Raw genomic sequence first — 19,079 nt, 5'->3', positions numbered from 1 at the left:
TGTGCAAGCATTTTTTCGGCCTGACAAACCACTTTTTAACAAACCCATGAAATATAAAAAAATTACTTTTCAGACGGCCCGAACTTTACGGCCAACAATGTTTAACGCTTTTCCTGCCTGCGTATCAGATACACGCCCAAAACGGCAAACAGCATCGTCGGCAGCACGGCGGCGATAAACGGCGGGATACCGTAAAGCTGGCCGGTAAAGCCGAACAGCCGTCCGGCAAAGTGGAATGCTAAGCCTAAGCAGATGCCGCCGAACAGTTTCAGGCCCATATTGCCGCGGCGGGTGTTTTGCGGGGTAAACGCCAGCGCCACCAAAGCCATCACCAGTGCGGCGACGGGATACATCAGCTTGCGCCACCAGGCGATTTCGTAGAGCTTGGTTTGCTGCCGGTTGTTTTTCAGATGGCCTATATAAGTGGTTAATTCCGACACCGACATTTGCTCGGGTTTCACCAGCAACACGTCCAGCAGGCCGCGTTGCAGCCTGACCGGCCAGTTTTGTTCGGCCTGTGTTTCGGTGCGGACGGCTTCGCCGTCAAGCAGGCTGCGGCGCACGTTTTTCAGCTGCCAGCTGTTGTCCGGGTTGAGTGTTGCGGATTCAGCCTCCACCGCCTCGGCCAGTTGGAAGGCTTCGTTGTGCCGCCACACTTTCACGCCCAACAGGGTATGGTCGGGCAGCATTTCGCGCACGTTGATAATGTTGTTCTGCTCTTTCAGCCACAAACCCTGCGCGCCCGTGCTGATGCGGCCGCTGGTGGCGGTGGCTTTCATGTTTTCGGCGCTTTGACTCAGCGACGGCGCCAGCCATTCGCCCAAGGCGGCGGTGGCGACGGCGAAAATCAGGCCGAAGCGCAGCAAAACGGCAATCAGTTTCTTAGTGCTCATGCCGCTGGTTTTCATAACCGTGATTTCGCTGCCCGAAGCGAGCTGGCTCAGGGCAATCAGGCCGCCGATCAGCACCGCCAGCGGCATCAGGTCGTAAGCGTGGGCGGGCATCTGCATCAGCACATACTGCATCATTTTGGCGCCGTTATAGCTGCCTTTGCCGAGGTCGCCCACTTCGTTGATGATGTCGAAAAAACTGTAAAGCGCCAAAAAGGCCAGCAGCGCGTAAACCGTCATCACGCTGAGTTGGCGGATAAGGTAGCGGGTAATCAGCTTCATTTGGCACCGCCTTTCAAACTGAGTTTCACTGCGCGCCAGAAAGGCTGTGCGGGCATACTGCGCACGCGCAGCAGGATAACGGCGACGGCGGCAATCAATATGTGCATGGGCAGCATGCCGAGCCAGAAATTGAGTTTGCCGTCTTCCACCGCATTGCGCAGAAAGGTAAGGCCGTTTTGGTAAACCAGATACAGGCCGATGGCGATGAGGATGTTATAAGTGTGGCCCGTGCGCGGGTTGAAATAGGAAAGCGGCACGGCGAGTATGCTCAACAGCAGCACGCTGATGGGCAGCGACAGCCGCCACATCAGCTCGGCTTGGTATTGCGGGTTGCTGCTGCCGAATAGTTTTTCGGTGGGGATGGTGCGGCGGTGCGAAATCGGGTCGACGATTTTCGGCGTGGTGCTGATAATCAGGCTCAGATGCTCGAACGACACTTGGTTGTAGTCGGCCCGGCCGGGCGTGCCGCTGTAACGGTAGCCGTTGCTCAGCTCCAGCGTGCGTTTATTGTCTTTCAGGGAAAACGTGCCTTCTTTGGCGAAAACGATGTTGTCGTTGCCTTTATCGTCGGTTTCGCGCAAAAACAGGTTTTTCATGATGCCCGAATCGGTGTCGAAGGTTTCCACGAAATACACGCGCCCGTTGCGCTTACCCAGCGCGCGGAATTCGCCCGCCTCCACCAACGAAAGCTCTTGTTTCTGCTTTAGGATTTCGGCGTATTCGCGGCTGCGCAGCTCCGCCCACGGCATCACGAAAAGCTGCATCACCGCAATCAGCAGGGCGAACGGTACGGCAAACTGCAACACGGGGCGTATCCACTGTTTCAGCGCCAGCCCGCACGAGAGCCAAACCGACATTTCGCTGTCGCGCCAATAACGGGTCAGCACGGTGAGCGTGCTGATATAGGCGGTGAGCACCAGCAAGAGCGGCGTCATGCCGATAACCCAAAAGCCCACCAGCGCGGCCACGGCATCAATCGCCACGCGGCCGTCGGCGGCACGCCCCAGCAGGTTGATGGCCTGCGTGGACACCAGCACCGCCAGCAGCACCACGAAAATGCCCACGGCGGTGAAAGAAAGTTCTTTGATAAAATTTCGTTGATAAATCATAAAATAACCGCTTCGAATGGCGGGGTTGGGGGATATGGCGGAAAACCAAACGCAAACAACGGCGGCATGGGCTGCCGCACCGGCGGCAATTAAGTTTGCCGCCGCGGGGTTTCCCGAGGTTTCGGGCAGACCGATGATAGAGTACAATCAGGCCGATATGTTTCAGACGGCCTGTAAATATAAGTAAGGCCGTCTGAAAAAATTCTTTAGGGATAACCGCTCATCTAGGAGAATCAGCGTGGAATTTAGCACAAAAGCCGAAAAATTGCAGCCGGACACCGCCGGCGCCCTGCTTTATATTTGCGAAGAAGCCTGCCCGTGCAGCGAAAACAGCGATAACGAAACCGCCGCCCTGCTCTGCGGTTCGTTAGAAAAAGACCAGGCCTTTGCCGAAACCAAAGTTTCCGAAAACGGCGGCCTGAAAGCCGTGGCCGTGGTGCGCCTGCAAGACACCAAGCGCGAAACCGTGGCCAAAGCCGCCGCCGAAGCCGCCGCGTGGGCGCAGAAGCAGGAGCTGGTAAACGTTTGTCTCGCGCCGTTTAATCAAGAAGCCGCTGCTTTGGTTGCCGAAGTGTTCGCGCTGGCATTCGGCAACGCCGCCTACCGCTTCGACCGCTACAAAAAAGAAGCCAAACCGGCCAAGCTCGCTCGGGCGGAATTTTTCAGCGGGCAGCACAGCCAAGCCGTTCAGACGGCCTTAACCTTGGCCGACGCCCAATTATACGGCATGGCGCTCTGCAAAGATTTGGGCAACGCCGCACCCAATGAGTGCACGCCCGAATTCTTGGCCGAAACTGCCCGCAAACAAGCCAAAAAACTCGGCGTTACCGCTAAAATTCTCGGCAAAGACTACATTAAAAAACACATGGGTTCGTTTTGGTCGGTGGCCAAAGGCAGCAAACAGAAACCCTATTTAATCGAACTTTCCTATTTCGGCGCCGAAAACAAAGAAACCGCCCCGGTGGTATTGGTCGGCAAGGGCATCACTTTCGACACCGGCGGCATTTCGCTCAAGCCCGGCCTGAATATGGACGAAATGAAATACGATATGTGCGGCGCGGCCAGCGTTATCGGCACGTTTTGCGCCGCCGTCAAGCTCAAGCTGCCGGTCAACCTGATCGCCATCGTACCCACCTGCGAAAACATGCCTTCCGGCAAGGCCAACAAGCCCGGCGACATCGTCAAAAGCATGAAGGGTCTCACCATCGAAGTGCTCAACACCGATGCCGAAGGCCGCCTGATTCTGTGCGACGCGCTTACCTATGCCGAACAGTTCAAACCCAAAGCCGTGATTGACGTCGCCACCCTTACCGGCGCCTGTATCGTCGCCCTCGGCCATGGTGTCAGCGGCCTGATGGGCAACAATCAGGAGCTGGTGGACAGCCTGCTGGCCGCCTCGCGCGAAAGCGGCGACCAAGCCTGGCAGCTGCCGCTGTTCGACACCTATAAAGAGCAGCTCAAATCGAACTTTGCCGACCTGCCCAACATCGGCAGCCCCGGCGCAGGCACGATTACCGCAGGCACGTTTTTGTCGTATTTCACCGAAAGCTACCCGTGGGCGCACCTCGATATCGCCGGCACCGCGTGGAAATCAGGCAAAGACAAAGGCGCCACCGGCCGCCCCGTGCCGCTGTTGCTGAACTATCTCCGCCAGGTGAAGTAAACACCGTTAAATCAAACACAGCACAGGCCGTCTGAAAACAAAATGCAGTTTCCGTTTTCAGACGGCCTGTTTATATATGACAATAATATAAACCCAATCCCAATCAAGCCCTTAAAGCTTACTCACAAAAGCTGTGGATAACTGTGTGGAAAGTTTGTGAAATCCCCGCGTTTTCCCCGAAAAATCAAGCTTTGCATATTGCTGCACAAAAATTAAGCCCAAACAAAAAACGTTTATATATCAAATAAATAACCAATTCAAACAGTTGTCAAGCCCCTTATTCCGCATACTTGTCAATGCCGTAACTATTAATGTGGATAAAGAAAATATTTTCTTGACAAAACACCCCGAAGCGATAACCTCACGCCACGCAAAGATTTATCAAAACCCATCATGCCTTCCGAACACCAAACCTGCCCGCCTCCGAAAACCGAATCCGCACCCGTTTGCTGGATTTTCTGCACCGTTATCGACAACTTCGGCGACATCGGCGTGTCGTGGCGGCTTGCACAAATGCTCCGCAACGAGCTGGGCTGGCAGGTGCACTTATGGACAGACGACGCCGAAGCCCTGCGCGCACTCTGCCCCGATTTACCCGCCCCGCCCTGCGCGCACCAAAACATCTCCGTCCGCCTATGGAACCGCCGCCGCGCCGAACAGCTCGAATCCGCCCCGCCGCCCGACACCGTTATCGAAACCTTCGCCTGCGACCTGCCGCCAAACGTAACAACCGCAATAGCCGCAACCCGGCCGCTGTGGCTGAATTGGGAATACCTGAGCGCCGAAGCCAGCAACGAACGCCTGCACGCCCTCCCCTCGCCGCAGGCAAACGGCCTGCAAAAATATTTCTGGTTTATGGGCTTTACCGAAAAAAGCGGCGGCCTGCTGCGCGAGCGGGATTACGCCGAACGCAGCCAATTCGACACTGCCCAATGGCGCGCCCGCCTGATGCTGCCCGAAAAAACCGCCCCCGAATGGCTGCTGTTCGGCTACGAAAGCCCCGTTTGGGCCGAATGGCTGGATATGTGGCGGCAAAACGGCGAACCCGTCACCCTGCTGCTGGCCGGCGGGCAAATCACCGACAGCCTGAAAGCAGCCGCAGCCATTCCGCACCATGCCCTGCAACAGGCGGGCGATACGTTTCAGACGGCCTGCGTAACCCTAATCCGCATCCCCTTCGTGCCGCAACACGATTTCGACCGCCTGCTGCACCTTGCCGACGGCCTGATCGTGCGCGGCGAAGACAGCTTCGTGCGCGCCCAGTTGGCCGCCAAGCCCTTTTTCTGGCACATCTACCCGCAAGAAGAAGCGGTACATATCGAAAAACTGCACGCATTTTGGGATAGGGCCTACGCGTACTACCCCGAAGCCGTCCGCACCGCCCACCGGACGCTCTCAAACGAACTCAACGCTGCCGCCGCCCTTACCCCCGCGCAACGCCTGGCCGCCTGGCAAGCGCTGCAAAGCCACGCCACAAACTGGCAAAAAAGCGTGGCAGATTGGCAAAAACACCTGTTTTCACAGCCAAGCGCCATAGAAAAACTAGCCAAATTCAACCGACACCGCTAAAATAACGCGTTTTATTTTTCACTGAATACCGATTGGAAACACTATGAAAACCGCACAAGAACTGCGCGCCGGCAACGTATTTATGGTCGGCAACGACCCGATGGTGGTGCAAAAAACCGAATACATCAAAGGCGGCCGCTCTTCCGCCAAAGTGAGCATGAAACTGAAAAACCTGCTCACCGGCGCCGCCACCGAAACCATCTACAAAGCCGACGACAAATTCGACGTTGTCGTGTTAGCGCGCAAAAACTGCACCTACAGCTACTTCGCCGACCCCATGTATGTTTTCATGGACGAAGAATTCAACCAATACGAAGTTGAAGCCGAAAACATCGGCGACGCCCTGAAATTCATCGTCGACGGCATGGAAGACGTGTGCGAAGTAACTTTCTACGAAGGCAACCCGATTTCCGTGGAGCTGCCTACCATCATCGTGCGCGAAGTGGAATACACCGAACCGGCCGTTAAAGGCGACACTTCGGGCAAAGTCATGAAAACCGCCCGTTTGGTCGGCGGCACCGAAATCCAAGTGATGGCCTACGTTGAAAACGGCGACAAAGTGGAAATCGACACCCGCACCGGCGAATTCCGCAAACGTGCCTAAGGCTTGATTACCCCGGCCTGAAACAAGAGGTTTGGCCGTCTGAAAACATATGAACTGTCCCCCAATACTTGGACAAGTTAAGAATCTTTATCAAACAGCCTTTTCAAGCTGGGTTCTGTAGCCGACAGGACTCAGCTTTTTCAAGTTTAAACTAATCCGTTCATGATTGTAGTAATGTATGTAATCATCTATTACCTCTGTCAGCTCCGCCACCGACAGCGCACCTTCCTGATAGAAACTCTCCGTTTTCAGTGTACCGAAAAAACTCTCCATCGGCGCATTGTCCCAGCAATTACCTTTGCGCGACATACTTTGCACAATCCCTTTCTCAGCCAATTTCGTTCGATAAGCCTCGGTGCGGTAAAGCACACCCTGGTCGGAATGCAGCAGCGGCGTTTGGCCTTTCAGACGGCCGAATGCTTGGTCCAACATTTGCGCCACCATTTTACTGTTTGCTCTGCGGCCTAAAGAATAGGCCACAATCTCCCGATTAAACACATCCAATATCGGCGATAAGTACAGCTTCCCGTCTGTGCATTTAAACTCCGTCACATCGGTCGGCCATTTGTCTGCCGGTTTGCCAGCGGTAAACTCACGATTGAGAATATTGTCCGAAGCCTCTCCTACTGCTTGCGGACGGTAGGCTTTTTTACTGCGGACTTTGGCTTTTAGTCCCAACAAACCCATAATGCGCTGCACTTTCTTTTTGTTCCACGACAATACGGCGGCAATCCGCCGATGACCGTAACGGCCTTTGTGTCGGCGATAGACTTCACTCACGGCGGTTTTGGCCGCCGCATCGGGATCGGCTTTGCCGATATGGTAATGAAAGCTGCTTTTGGGAATGCCGGTACTGTGCAGCAGATATTTCAGCGGGTGTTTCGCCCTCAACGTTTGAACGGTTTCGCAGCTTTGGCGGCGTTCTTTTCGTTGAGGGCTTTCATGTGCTTTAGGTAGTCGTTCTCCGCCCTCATGTAACGTAACTCTTCAATCAGTTCCGCCTGGGTTTTTTCGTGGTCGGGTTTGTCGGCGATAAACGGGTTTTTGCGTTGGTCTTCATAGTCTTCATAAACGTAGCCTGCGGGTGTTGGAGTACGGCTCGGTATTTGAAGTGTAGGTTATATTTGGACATAAGAAAACTGCACCTTTTAAAGTTGAAGGGGGTGTCCAACTTTTGGGGTGCAGTTCAGTTTTTTTTCAGACGGCCTTTTATCGTTTTCAATCGAACAAGGCTTTATTCTCCCGCTTTCTTAGCAGATACACCCTGATTCAAAGCCTGCGTCAACCCGTTGATGTCGCCGCCGTTCAAGCCGAGCTCTTTCATCAAACCGTCCACCAGCGGCGCTTGGCTGCGGTAGCGCAAGGCGCTGTTAACCAATTGGTCGGATAAGCTGGCCTGCGCATTTTGGCCGTCTGAAACCTGTCCGTCGGCATTGCCGCCGAAGCCGCCCAAACCGTTGACTTGCAGGATTTTGATGTCATCGATATTTTCCATCGGGCGCACCGATTCGCGGATGATGTCCGGCAAGTGCTTCAGCAAAGCCAAGCGTACCTGCATTTCCACCTGCTCCACGCTCAATACGTTGGCCGCTTCGTTCACGGCGCGCGTACCCTCCGCATCCACCTTGTATTGCTGCTCCTGCGCTTGGGCCAGCAGCATTTTGGCATCGGCCTCGCCTTTGGCCTGCAAACGCTGTTTCTCCGCTTCGGCTTCGGCGGCAATGCGCACGGCTTCGGCCCGGTCTTGCGCCGCCAGTTTTTCGGCATCTGCGGCTACGGTCAACGCAATGGCGTCTTTTTGCGCGGCTTCCTGCGCGGCAATCAGTTCCACCGCTTTGGCACGCTCGGCACGCTCGGTTTCGCGTACGGTAATCACGCTTTCTTCTTCGCGGACGGCGGCGGCGCGGGCTTTGTCGGCTTCGGCTTTGGCTTCCGATTCGGCGCGGGATTTTTCGGCTACGGCGATGGCGCGGTCTTGCTCGGCCAACTCAATCGCTTTGCGGCGCTCCACTTCGGCCTGTTCGATGGCTTGGGCTTTGCGGATGTCTTCGTTTTTAATGTCGCGCTCGGCGAGGATGCGTTTCAAATCCACTTCGCGCTCGGCGGCGATTTTCGCTTCTTCGGCTTCGCGTTTTTTCGCCGCTTCCTGTTCGGCGATGCTGGCTTCCTGCTCGGCACGGCGCACGGCGATTTCGCGCTCTTGTTCCAATTTGGCGTATTCTTCTTCGCGCAAGATGTTCAGGCGGGTGCGCTCGGCCTCCAGGTTTTTGGTTTTAATCGCCAAATCGGTATCCTGCTCGATGTCGTTGCGCTTTTTACGGCGTACTTCGATGGTTTCTGTAAGGCGGGTCAGACCTTCCGCGTCAAACGCGTTTTGCGGGTTGAAGAATTTGAAATCGGTTTGGTCTAGGCCGGTAAGCGACACGGACTCCAACTCCAAGCCGTTTTTATACAAATCTTCGGAAACGAACTGCTGTACTTTCTGCACAAAATCCACGCGCTTCTCATGCAGCTCTTCCATCGCCATTTCCGCCGCCACCGCGCGCAGTGCGTCAACAAATTTGCCTTCTACCAGTTCTTTCAACTGCTCGGGCGACATGGTTTTCATGCCCAGAGTCTGCGCGGCCGTGGCAATGCTCTCGCCGGTGGGCTTCACGCGCACATAAAACTCGGCCATCACGTCTACGCGCATACGGTCGCGGGTAATCAAAGCCTGCTCGGCGGCACGGCGCACTTCCAGACGCAGGGTGTTCATATTGACCGGAATCACTTCGTGCAATACCGGCAACACCAATGCGCCGCCGTTCATAATTACTTTCTCGCCGCCGAAGCCCGTGCGCACGAACGACACTTCTTTGGTGGCGCGCCGGTAAAGGCGCGTGAGAATCAGGCCGAGGATAATCAAAACGACTAAGACGATGCCGGCAATGCTGGCGATGGTAATCAAACCCATGGTGTTTTCCTTATTGTATAAAAGTTGAAGAAAATAAAAATTTTTCAAACGGCCTCAATCCACCAGGCTGCCGCTGGGATTGTGAATCGCTTTGAACGTATTGCCCGACAGCGACACCAACAGCACCGCTTCGCCCTGTTTCAACACCGGGCCGTCTGAATCAGGCTCGGCCATCACATAATGCTGTTGGCCGTGGCCGTCTTTCACACGCACTTGGGCGGGGCTTCCCGCGCGCGCTTCTCCCAACACCACCACGCCGACGCGGCCGATCAGGCTGCTTTGCGTAACGGCAGTGGTTTCGTCTTTCGGCATGATTTGATACAGCCCCGCCGCCGCGGTACGTACTGCGGGCAGGCAAGCAAACCACACGGCCGCAGCCGCCGCCCAACCGTTCAGATAGCTGCCGAACACGGCATAAAAGGCCGTCTGAAAAAAATAGCCCAGCAAGCCAAACACAGCCAGAAACACCACCATCAACATCAGCAAAGGCACTTTGCCCACATACAGCCAGCTTAAAAAGCGGATAAATGCGCCCGCATCGGCGGCTTCCAGCCCCACTTCTGCGTGTGCGGTTTCGGTGAGGCTCTCGGGCAGCAGGTTGTCCACCCAATCGTTAATGCCGCCCATCAGCAGCGATGCAATTTCCAAAATGCCCAACATCAACATCAACATCAGGGCGATGCCGAAAATGCGGGTTTCAAGGGCGTTAATCAAATCCCACATGATTATTCCTTTTTTTGCTCCAAATAACGTTTCAGACGGCCTGTCCATTACTACAAATCCGCACCGGCTCCTTCCCCGACTACGGCCTCCGCCAAGCGGCGGTTATCGAGATGCCGCCATTCGCGGATATATTGCTCGGCTTCCCGTTTTTCGGCGTCACTTAAATAAGCTGCGTTCGGACGTTTCCCGAGCTTTGCCGCCAACCGCTGCCACCAGCCTGCCGCATCCCGCTCTCTCAACACCGCATCCAACGCTGCGCTGACGGCGGGATTGTAATATTCGTGTGCGCAGGAGCGCAGGCCGAAGCATGCCGCCAACTGTTTCATCGCCGCCGCTTCATACCGCGCGGCACGCCCCAGCCACCGAATGCCGGAACGGTGGTCCTGCGGCACATCGCCCCGGCTGTATAGCAACACGTTGGCCAACGCCCATTGCGCATAAACATGGCCTTGTTCGGCCCAAGGCTGCAAGGCCAGCCAAGTTTGCCGGTAATCGCCGCCGAAAGTTTCGGCCAAACACATGCGCAAATTCTCCGCCATATGGAAATCTACATATTGCGCGGCGGCACGCCCCATCCATTCGCAGCCGGTTTCATCATCGCGCCGCCCGCCTTTGCCCTCCAAATAAGCCACACCCAAATTGTTTTGGGCCCTCCAATATCCGGCTCGGGCCGCCGCTTCCAAAAAAGGCACGGCTTGCGGCCAGTCGCCGGCCCGGATATGGCTGCGTGCTGCGGCGTATTGCCCGGCTACTTCCGCCGATGCCGGTTGCGGTTCCTTTAAAACAACCGTTTGTCGGGAAGGTGCTGCTGTCTGCCGGCGTATTTCAGACAGCCTTTCCGTTTTCCAACCTTTATCCGCCGCCGCGGCCTGCCGCCGTTGGGGCGGCTCTTCGCGTTTGTGGTTACCGTAAATCAGGCCGGCGACGCTCAACACCAGCAAGATAATGGCGGCCGCCAGCCATTTACCCGCCGATTCCGGCATGGGGTTGTGATAAGGCGCATGCTGCATAGGAACGGCCTGCCCGCTTATTTCTGCTGCGCCTTCAAGGCGGCCAGCCTCTCGGCAATACGGTTGTTGCGGCTCAAATCCTCCAGCTCTTTCAGTTTCGCCAGTTGCGCCGCATCGCTGCTGCCGTGCACGGCATTCTGCCGGCCCATGATGCGGTCGAACGCATTACCGCTTTTTTCGGCGTCGCGGGCAATACGGCTCAAACCGCCCGCTTCCGCCGTCCCGCCCGTGCCCTGACGCGCAGCACGCCATTCCTGCAACTGCTGCTGCATCTCGCGCTTTTTAGCCTGCAAAGCAGCAATAAAACCTTCCAGCTCTTTTTCCTGCGCCGCACAATCTGCAATAGTGTTTTCCAACACCGGCAAACGCGCTTCGATGTCCATCTGCTCGGCGATGCCCGCTTCAGCCAAGTCATCGCGTCCGGCATTTACGGCAGCTTGCAGGTTGGCACCCAAAGCTTCGTGGCGGTTGCTTTCGTCGGCCATCTTTTTGGCAGCCAGATGTTTTTGCGCCAGCACCCTGCCCAATTCGGCGCGCACTTCGTCCACCGCCCGCTCGATTTCCCGAATGTTCTCATCCATCACCGCCTCCGGCGCCAAATTTTCCGCCGCATCCACAAGGGCGTGGAAACCGCCGCTCACCAAACGGCCAACCCTGCGTGATAATGTTTCGCTCATTTTTATTCCTTTCTTTTTCAGACGGCCTCATTGGCCTGTTTCACAATCTGCGCCAACCTCAAAGTGTTTTCCAACTGCTGCAATACGGTATCGTCGTAGGCCGCGCCCTTGCCCGTTACCGCCAGCTGCAACACGCTGTCGGCCAGCCGTACAATCCGCCGCATGGTTTCGCGCTCATATTGTTTTAGTGCTTCCAAATCGGCTTCCGCTGGCAAGTCCGCCGCCAATGTTGCCGCCAAATCCGGCAACAGCTCGAACAAACGCGCCAAAATATGGGAATGCACACCGTATTGTTTCTCGGCATACAGTACGCCGTGTTTGGCATTTTGAAAAAACTGTTCCATCGCATGCAAAGCCGCACCGTAATCGCGGGTCTGCGTATGGACCAACCGCGCCTGCCGCAACAATTCGCGGATTTTTTCAGACGGCGTATGCGCCCCTTCTATGTCCAATGCCGAAATAAAATCAGCATCTTCCTGAGAAATTCTTACGCTAACGGGAATTCGGTTGCCTGCATTCATTTTCGTTCAAATACTTTTGTATTCATTTGAATACAAATATACAATATAAATTTTAAAATGACAATAAATTTTTGAGGTTTAGGAAGCAAAATCACCAAATATAGTGATAAGCTTTTGAAATGAAATTAAAAAAAAGTATCAAAAGTTCAGCAAAATTACCGAGCCCAAATGCCGTCAGATCCTGCAGCTTTTCGCCTTCAATTTGACCGCTTCCGATACCGCCAAACTGACAGGAATCAGTGTCAGAAGCATCAACAGCCTTAGACCTTTGCAAAATACCGGCTACCCCTTCCGAATGGTTACCTGAACAATCAAGTAACCATTCGGAAGGGGTAGCCGGTATTTCGCAAAGGTCTCGGCCTGCTTTATCCGTCCAAACAAAACACTCACTTGCTGTGCAGAAACCGCACCGCTTCTTCCCACTCGCCCGACAAAACCAACGGCAGCCCTTGCAGGGATTTGGCGATGGCTTCTTCGATTGACTGCCTGTCTTCCGCACTGGGTTTGTTGAGCACATAGCCCACCACCAAATTGCGGTCGCCGGGGTGGTCGATGCCCAAACGCAGGCGGTAGAAATTCGGGGTGCCAAGCCTGGCTTGGATGTCTTTCAAACCGTTGTGGCCGCCGTTGCCGCCGCCGAGTTTGAAGCGGATGCGCCCGCAAGGGATGTCAAGCTCGTCGTGTACCACCAAGATTTCTTCGGGCTTGATTTTGTAAAAAGAGGCCAATGCGGCCACGGCTTGGCCCGAGCGGTTCATAAAAGTGTTGGGTTTCAAGAGCCATACGTCGCCTTCGGGGCGTGCCACTCTGGCGGTTTCGCCGAAGAATTTTTTTTCTTCTTTCAGCGCGGCCTTCCAAGCCCAAGCCAACTCGTCGATAAACCAAAAGCCCGCGTTATGGCGGGTTTGGGCATATTCGGCACCGGGGTTGCCCAGCCCTGCGATTAATTTGATTTGCGGCATATTTTATTGTTAAGGCCGTCTGAAACCTTTGCAAAACCGCCATCTGCGGCGCATTTCTGCGTTGTGTGCTGCTCGCTCGCTTGCCTAACTCCATGTTATGTCTGCGCTCGCTGCGCTGCTACACCTTGAACTGCATCCGCATCTGGCGGTTTTGCAAAGGTCTCTGCCTGAAAGAAACATTTCAGACGGCCTTTGTTTCCTATATAAAAAATCAGTTTTCTTTTTCTGCTTCCACCCGTTTGCGGCGGGCTTCTTTGGGATCGATAAGCAGGGGGCGGTAAACTTCTACGCGGTCTTTATCGCGCAGCACGGTGTGGTCTTTCACCGCTTTGCCGAAAATGCCCAACGGTGCGTTTTGCACGTCGGCTTCGGGAAATTCTTGTGCGATGCGGCTTTGCAGCACGGCTTCGCGGGCGGTTGTGCCCGCCGGCACGCGCAGGGTTTGGAGCAGTTGCTTTTCCGCCGTGCCGTAAGCGATTTCGATTTCAACCATAGCGGCGGTTGGCCTCTTTCACAAACGCGTCCACCAACGTGCCCGAAAGGTGGCTGAACACGGGTGAAATCAGGGTGGAAAGCAACGCGCTCGAAAAATCGTATTGCAGCTTGAATTCGATTTTGCAGCAGTCGTCGCCCAGCGGAATGAATTTCCATGTGCCGTGCAGGGCTTTAAACGGCCCTTCGAGCAGATTAATGTGGATTTCGCGGCCGGGCACATTGTGGTTGTGGGTGGCAAACGATTGCTGCACGCCCATATAATCCATAAACAGCCGCGCTTTCAGCTCGTTGCCGCTGCGCTCGATGATTTCGGTTTTGCTGTACCACGGCAGAAACTGCGGATAATCTTCCGCCCTGTCGACCAGCTCGAACATTTGTTCGGCGCTGTGCAGCACCAGCATATTTTTTTCTACGGTTTTCATGGTTTTTTAAGCGCGGGAAAAGTACGCATTATAATATAAATGAAATCTCAAAACGGCACACGTTTCAGACGGCCCGGAAAAACACCGCCAACTGCCACACCGCCCAAGCGGCCACCAGCAAGCCTGCCGCCAAACGCAGCGGCTTTTGCTGCAACACGTTTTTTAACTGCGCGGCAAACCAGCCCATCGCCAGCAGGTTGGGCAGCGTGCCCAGCGCAAAAGCCAGCATATACAAACCGCCCCGCCCCGCACTGCCGCTGCCCAGAGCATAGAGCGACGCGCTGTATACCAAACCGCACGGCAGCCAGCCCCACAGCATACCCGCGCCGAAACAGGCCGGCACGCTGCGTATCGGCAGAAGCCTGTTCAGCAGCGGGTTGAGCCGCTTCCACACCGGTTTGCCCAGCGATTCGACCCTCACCGCCCACGAAGACAAACCCGCCAGATAAAGCCCCAGCAGCAGCAGCAAAACATTGGCCGCCACAAACAGGCCGTTTTGCAGCCAGCGGGTTTGGTCGAGCGAAATCCCGATTTGGCCGAGCAGGCCCACCAGCACGCCGATCAGCACATAGCTGGAAATACGGCCGGCATTCAAGAGCACAATCAGCCAAAAACGGTTGATATGCGGCGGCAGTTGCAGGGCAAACGCGCTGCTTAATCCGCCGCACATGCCCACGCAGTGGCCGCCGCCGAAAAAGCCGAGCAGAAATAAGGTTAACAGGGTGATGTCGCCGTTCATGGCCGTTGGTTGGGGATAAAACACGCGCTATTGTAACAATATTGCCAAGAGGCCGTCTGAATTTGTAAAAGCGGGTAATATCTGCAACGGTTGGGCAGCAACTTTATCTTAAGCACGGCAATAATGCAGTATCATACTGCCGCCCGTTTACACGGATTTTCCAACCATATTTTTAGGAGCAAAACATGGGCTTATTCAGCTTCATTAAAAACGCCGGCGAAAAACTGTTCGGCAAAGACGAGCAGGAAGTAGCGGCAGCCGCTGCGGCCAATGTGGACGACCTCAACGCCAAAGCGGCGGCGGCCATCCAAAGCTATATCGAAAAACAGAATCTGGGCTTGAGCGGCTTGAGCGTAGCCTTCGACGGCGCCAGCGGCCAAGTAACCCTGAGTGGCAGCGCACCTTCGCAAGAATCCGCCGAAAAAGCCGTTTTGGCGGCAGGCAACGTAACCGGCGTTGCGGGCGTGCAAAACAACCTGCAATTCCCCGCCGCAGCCGAAGCGCAATATCACGACGTGGTGAAAGGCGACACGTTGTCGGCCATTTCTAAAAAATACTACGGCGATGCCAACAAATATATGAAAATCTTCGAAGCCAACAAACCCATGTTGAGCCACCCCGATAAAATCTACCCGGGCCAAAAACTGCGCATTCCTGAATAATCCGGTTTTACCCTGTCTCGTAAACAGGCCGTCTGAAACGTTCAGACGGCCTGAAATTTTGGAAACTGCAGTTTGGTCTCATTAATGCTTTCTTTGATAAGAATATCCATACATTTCACTGTCACACCTGTATCACCCCACCCTGTTACACCCTCGATTGTTACAGTAACACCTCCCTACCCCGCCACTGCCTAAATAATTATTTTCTATTTAAATTCAATAATATAATAAAATTTTAGCGTTATGGCACGCCGTTTGCTAAGAATCTGGCAAACCCTGTCAAAGGAGCGCGCCATGACCGTCCGAATCGGCATTATCGCCAACCCCGTATCCGCCCGCGACATCCGCCGTGTGATTTCCCATGCGGCGGGGCTGACGCTGGGCGAACGCGCCAATATGCTGCTGCGGATTTTGCAGGCACTTGCCGCCTGCAAAGTGGATGAAGTGCTGCTCATGCCCGAAATGGAAGGGCTGCGCCTGCATTTGGAACGGCAGCTGCCGGCAGCGGCGGAGGAGTCGCGCTACCCGCTGCCGCGCCTGCGCTGGCTGGATATGCCGGTGCGCACCAAAACCGAAGATTCGGTGCGGGCGGCGGAAATCATGCGGCGCGAAGGTGTGGCGGCTTTGCTGGTGCTCGGCGGCGACGGCACCCACCGTGCGGTGGTGAAAGGCTGCCGCGACATCCCCATCGCCGGCATTTCCACCGGCACCAACAATGCTTTCCCGCCGATGCGCGAAGTAACCGTAACGGCATGGGCGGCAGGGCTGTATGCCGCCGGCCGCGTACCCGACGAACACGCGCTGCGGCCCAACAAATGCCTGCATATCCGCACATTCGGTTCAGACGGCCTCGAAAAGCAAAACGATGTGGCGCTGATTGATGCGGCGGTGTTGAACGAGGCGATACTTGGTGCCAAAGCCATCAGCCAAACCGATACGCTGCGCACGGTGATTTCTACGCAGGCATCGATTGAAGCCGTGGGCTTGTCGGCGGTGGCGGCGGCTTTGCAGCCCGTAGGCCGCCATGACGCGGGCGGCCTGCTGATCGAGCTGGTGCCGGCCTACGGCACGCACGAACCGGCCGCCAAAACGTTCACCATTCAGGCGGTGCTGTCGCCCGGCAAGGTGGAAGACATCGAAATCGCTTCTTTCCGCCGTTTCAAAGCCGGCGAAGAATACCGCGTGAGCGGCCAAAACTGCCTGATTGCGCTGGACGGCGAACGCGAAATCGCCCTGCGCGAGCATGAATATGCCTTGATTTCGTTGCAGGAAAACGCGTTCTACACGCTGGATGTTCCTGCGATTTTGAAATATGTGTGCGCGCAAAAACTGCACGAGGTTTGAGGTTTTCAGACGGCCTGAGGCCTTTGTAAGCCGTTTAGGCCGTCTGAAAAAATAATGTTTAGAGAAGCAGCCGTTCCAACCGTTTTTATATTTTCAGGCTCTGCCGGGATAAAGCCCGATGGCTGCCCGGTTAAAACAACTGCCGCCCAACACGATATTTTTACACAAGGGAATCCAGCTAGGGCGTGTCGTCAGAAGGCTTGTGAAGCGGTTTTTTGAGGAAAAATCCGCAGATGCAAGGCAAAAAGCACAGCAAGATTGGACATCTTGCGAGCATTTTGAACGCCGCAGATGCGGATTTTAACCAAAAATACCGCCGCAACGCTTTTTGACTACACGCTCTAGGCCGTCTGAAGCCTTTTCAGACGGCCTCAAACAAAACCCCGTTGAACAAGGAGAAACACCATGAGCACCAAATTGCCTTTGGACAAAAACCAACTGCTCGACGTTTACCGCCGTATGAAAACCATACGCGATTTCGAAGAGCGGCTGCACGTTGACTTCGCGCGCGGCGACATTCCCGGCTTCGTGCACCTTTACGCCGGCGAAGAAGCCACCGGCACCGGCGTACTCTACCACCTGAACGATGAAGACCGCATCACCAGCACCCACCGCGGCCACGGCCACTGTATCGCCAAAGGGGTGGACGTAATCGGCATGATGAAAGAAATCTACGGCAAGCGCGACGGCGTGTGCCGCGGCAAAGGCGGCTCGATGCACATCGCCGATTTGTCGAAAGGCATGATGGGCGCCAACGGCATCGTGGGCGCGGGCGCACCGCTGGCCTGCGGCGCGGCGCTGGCGGCCAAATTCAAAGGCAACGGCGGCGTGGCGGTAACGTTCTGCGGCGACGGCGCGGCCAACCAGGGCACGGTTTTGGAAAGCATGAATCTGGCGGCCGTGTGGAACCTGCCGGTGATTTTCGTGGTGGAAAACAACGGCTATGCCGAATCCACCTCGCGCGACTACGGCACCGCCTCCAACAGCTTTGCCGACCGCGGCGTAGGCTTCGGCATCCCCGGCGTGGTGGTGGACGGCAACGACTTTTTCGCCGTGTATGAAGCTGCAGGCGAAGTTATCCGCCGTGCCCGCAACGGCGGCGGCCCGGCCCTGCTTGAGTGCAAAACCAACCGCTTCTACGGCCACTTCGAGGGCGACGCGCAAACCTACCGCCCCAAGGGCGAAGTGGAAGAATTGCGCGCCAACCACGACTGTATCAAGATTTTCCGCCAACGCGTTACCGAGGCGGGCGTGATTACCGATGCCGAACTCGACGCGGTAGATCAAGAAGTAGCCGCGCTGATCGAACGCTCGGTGCAGGAAGCCAAAGCCGCGCCGCCCTGCGAGCCGGAAGACCTGCTCACCGATGTTTACGTTTCGTACTAAGCGCAGCGTGTAAAAATTTCAAAATAGGAGAAACACATCATGTCCCGCCAATTAACCATGAAATTAGCGATTAACGAAGCCATCGACCAAGAGATGACCCGCGACCCCACCGTGATTATGATGGGTGAAGACATTGTCGGCGGCGCCGGCGCCAGCGGCGAACGCGACGCCTGGGGCGGCGTGCTCGGCCTGTCGAAAGGCCTGTATGCCAAACACGGCGACCGCCTGATCGACACCCCGCTTTCCGAAGCAGCCTACGTCGGCGCCGCCATCGGTGCCGCCACCTGCGGCCTGCGTCCGGTTGCCGAGTTGATGTTTATCGACTTTATGGGCGTGTGCTTCGACCAAATCCTCAACCAGGCCGCCAAGTTCCGCTATATGTTCGGCGGCAAGGCCGAAACGCCCGTGGTAATCCGCGCCATGGTCGGCGGCGGCTTCAGCGCGGCGGCGCAACACAGCCAGATGCTCACGCCCATGTTTACCCATGTGCCCGGCCTGAAAGTGGTGTGCCCTTCCAACGCCTACGATGCCAAAGGTTTGCTGGTGCAGGCCATCCGCGACAACGACCCGGTAATTTTCTGCGAACACAAGAGCCTTTACGCCTCTAAATCCGAAGTGCCCGAAGAGCTGTATGCCATCCCCTTCGGCCAGGCCAATATCGTGCGCGAAGGCAAAGACGCCACCATCGTTACCTACGGCATGATGGTGCCGCGCAGCCTCGAAGCCGCCCGCGCGCTCGAAAAAGAAGGCGTGGAAGCGGAAGTGATCGACCTGCGCACACTCTCGCCGCTCGATATCGACACCGTACTCAAATCGGTGGAAAAAACCGGCCGCCTGGTGGTGGTGGACGAAGCCAGCCCGCGCTGCAACATCGCCACCGATATTTCCGCCCAAGTGTGCCAGCAGATTTTCGGCGCGCTCAAATCGGGCATCCAGATGGTATCGCCGCCGCACGTGCCCGTGCCGTTCTCAAACGTGCTGGAAAAAATCTACCTCCCCGGCGGCAAGCAGATCGCCGATGCCGTGCGTAAAACCATGAATGCCGCCGCAACGGCATAACAACACTGC

General features: G+C 55.8%; 19 protein-coding genes and 2 pseudogenes. 9 read left to right on the top strand and 12 right to left on the bottom strand.

Annotated elements, in window-relative coordinates; translation table 11 throughout:
• Positions 1 to 101: 101 nt before the first annotated feature.
• Both lptG and lptF read right to left on the bottom strand, forming a co-directional pair.
• On the bottom strand, positions 102 to 1,172 hold the full coding sequence (gene lptG, locus H3L92_RS04385) for an LPS export ABC transporter permease LptG (RefSeq protein WP_085366792.1): 1,071 nt from the start codon (positions 1,170 to 1,172) through the stop codon (positions 102 to 104).
• Positions 1,169 to 2,281, bottom strand: a complete 1,113-nt coding sequence (gene lptF, locus H3L92_RS04380) for an LPS export ABC transporter permease LptF (RefSeq protein WP_085366793.1) — start codon at positions 2,279 to 2,281, stop codon at positions 1,169 to 1,171. The genes lptG and lptF overlap by 4 nt, the downstream gene beginning before the upstream one ends.
• A gap of 238 nt (positions 2,282 to 2,519) precedes the next feature.
• On the opposite strand from lptF, the gene H3L92_RS04375 reads away from it, so the two are divergent.
• The 3 genes from H3L92_RS04375 (at position 2,520) to efp (ending at position 6,117) form a co-directional block, all read left to right on the top strand.
• A complete protein-coding gene (locus tag H3L92_RS04375) occupies positions 2,520 to 3,944 on the top strand; it encodes a leucyl aminopeptidase (protein WP_085366794.1) in 1,425 nt (474 codons plus the stop codon).
• Positions 3,945 to 4,337: 393 nt separating this feature from the next.
• Positions 4,338 to 5,513, top strand: a complete 1,176-nt coding sequence (earP, locus tag H3L92_RS04370) for an elongation factor P maturation arginine rhamnosyltransferase EarP (protein WP_085366795.1) — start codon at positions 4,338 to 4,340, stop codon at positions 5,511 to 5,513.
• Positions 5,514 to 5,556: 43 nt separating this feature from the next.
• Positions 5,557 to 6,117 carry an elongation factor P gene (efp, locus tag H3L92_RS04365; protein ID WP_085366796.1) on the top strand — a complete coding sequence of 187 codons (561 nt, stop codon included), beginning with the start codon at positions 5,557 to 5,559 and terminating at the stop codon, positions 6,115 to 6,117.
• Positions 6,118 to 6,207: 90 nt separating this feature from the next.
• On the opposite strand, the gene H3L92_RS04360 is transcribed toward efp, so the two are convergent.
• The 6 genes from H3L92_RS04360 to H3L92_RS04335 all read right to left on the bottom strand — a co-directional run bounded on the left by H3L92_RS04360 (position 6,208) and on the right by H3L92_RS04335 (position 12,001).
• Entirely contained in the window at positions 6,208 to 7,008 is an 801-nt protein-coding gene (locus tag H3L92_RS04360; protein ID WP_115336306.1) for an IS3 family transposase, read from the bottom strand.
• A 343-nt stretch (positions 7,009 to 7,351) separates the two neighbouring features.
• Positions 7,352 to 9,070: a flotillin family protein gene (locus H3L92_RS04355; RefSeq protein ID WP_085366838.1), complete on the bottom strand. Its 1,719-nt coding sequence runs from the start codon at positions 9,068 to 9,070 to the stop codon at positions 7,352 to 7,354.
• Positions 9,071 to 9,124: 54 nt separating this feature from the next.
• On the bottom strand, positions 9,125 to 9,793 hold the full coding sequence (locus H3L92_RS04350; protein WP_085366837.1) for a YqiJ family protein: 669 nt from the start codon (positions 9,791 to 9,793) through the stop codon (positions 9,125 to 9,127).
• Between the two features lie 50 nt (positions 9,794 to 9,843).
• Positions 9,844 to 10,803 carry a tetratricopeptide repeat protein gene (locus H3L92_RS04345; RefSeq protein ID WP_085366836.1) on the bottom strand — a complete coding sequence of 320 codons (960 nt, stop codon included), beginning with the start codon at positions 10,801 to 10,803 and terminating at the stop codon, positions 9,844 to 9,846.
• 17 nt (positions 10,804 to 10,820) lie between these two features.
• On the bottom strand, positions 10,821 to 11,480 hold the full coding sequence (locus H3L92_RS04340) for a PspA/IM30 family protein (protein WP_085366835.1): 660 nt from the start codon (positions 11,478 to 11,480) through the stop codon (positions 10,821 to 10,823).
• A 17-nt stretch (positions 11,481 to 11,497) separates the two neighbouring features.
• Positions 11,498 to 12,001 (bottom strand): hypothetical protein, encoded by a 504-nt coding sequence (locus tag H3L92_RS04335; protein ID WP_085366834.1) that lies wholly within the window; start codon positions 11,999 to 12,001, stop codon positions 11,498 to 11,500.
• Between the two features lie 124 nt (positions 12,002 to 12,125).
• Here H3L92_RS04335 and H3L92_RS04330 point away from each other — a divergent pair.
• Positions 12,126 to 12,263 (top strand): annotated as a pseudogene (locus tag H3L92_RS04330) (IS1595 family transposase); the annotation flags it as partial.
• Between the two features lie 124 nt (positions 12,264 to 12,387).
• Here H3L92_RS04330 and pth read toward each other — a convergent pair.
• A complete protein-coding gene (pth, locus tag H3L92_RS04325) occupies positions 12,388 to 12,963 on the bottom strand; it encodes an aminoacyl-tRNA hydrolase (RefSeq protein ID WP_085366833.1) in 576 nt (191 codons plus the stop codon).
• 28 nt (positions 12,964 to 12,991) lie between these two features.
• Here pth and H3L92_RS13220 point away from each other — a divergent pair.
• Positions 12,992 to 13,132, top strand: a pseudogene (locus H3L92_RS13220) (lipoprotein signal peptidase); the annotation flags it as partial.
• A gap of 42 nt (positions 13,133 to 13,174) precedes the next feature.
• Here H3L92_RS13220 and H3L92_RS04320 read toward each other — a convergent pair.
• The 3 genes from H3L92_RS04320 to H3L92_RS04310 form a co-directional block, all read right to left on the bottom strand.
• Positions 13,175 to 13,456: an RnfH family protein gene (locus H3L92_RS04320; protein ID WP_085366832.1), complete on the bottom strand. Its 282-nt coding sequence runs from the start codon at positions 13,454 to 13,456 to the stop codon at positions 13,175 to 13,177.
• Positions 13,449 to 13,880, bottom strand: a complete 432-nt coding sequence (locus tag H3L92_RS04315) for a type II toxin-antitoxin system RatA family toxin (RefSeq protein ID WP_085366831.1) — start codon at positions 13,878 to 13,880, stop codon at positions 13,449 to 13,451. The genes H3L92_RS04320 and H3L92_RS04315 overlap by 8 nt, the downstream gene beginning before the upstream one ends.
• A gap of 64 nt (positions 13,881 to 13,944) precedes the next feature.
• Positions 13,945 to 14,619 (bottom strand): sulfite exporter TauE/SafE family protein, encoded by a 675-nt coding sequence (locus tag H3L92_RS04310; protein ID WP_085366830.1) that lies wholly within the window; start codon positions 14,617 to 14,619, stop codon positions 13,945 to 13,947.
• Between the two features lie 185 nt (positions 14,620 to 14,804).
• Here H3L92_RS04310 and lysM point away from each other — a divergent pair, with 185 nt between their 5' ends.
• From lysM to H3L92_RS04290, 4 genes are all read left to right on the top strand, one after another.
• Entirely contained in the window at positions 14,805 to 15,281 is a 477-nt protein-coding gene (gene lysM, locus H3L92_RS04305) for a peptidoglycan-binding protein LysM (RefSeq protein ID WP_085366829.1), read from the top strand.
• A gap of 294 nt (positions 15,282 to 15,575) precedes the next feature.
• Positions 15,576 to 16,625, top strand: coding sequence for an NAD(+)/NADH kinase (locus tag H3L92_RS04300; protein ID WP_158088175.1), 1,050 nt, complete (start codon positions 15,576 to 15,578; stop codon positions 16,623 to 16,625).
• 405 nt (positions 16,626 to 17,030) lie between these two features.
• On the top strand, positions 17,031 to 18,011 hold the full coding sequence (locus tag H3L92_RS04295) for a thiamine pyrophosphate-dependent dehydrogenase E1 component subunit alpha (protein ID WP_085366827.1): 981 nt from the start codon (positions 17,031 to 17,033) through the stop codon (positions 18,009 to 18,011).
• Between the two features lie 39 nt (positions 18,012 to 18,050).
• Positions 18,051 to 19,070: an alpha-ketoacid dehydrogenase subunit beta gene (locus H3L92_RS04290; RefSeq protein ID WP_085366826.1), complete on the top strand. Its 1,020-nt coding sequence runs from the start codon at positions 18,051 to 18,053 to the stop codon at positions 19,068 to 19,070.
• Positions 19,071 to 19,079 lie beyond the last annotated feature (9 nt).

It is taken from the genome of Neisseria dentiae, assembly GCF_014055005.1.
In the GTDB taxonomy this organism is placed as follows: domain Bacteria; phylum Pseudomonadota; class Gammaproteobacteria; order Burkholderiales; family Neisseriaceae; genus Neisseria; species Neisseria dentiae.
This window is presented reverse-complemented; position numbering and strand designations above follow the sequence as displayed.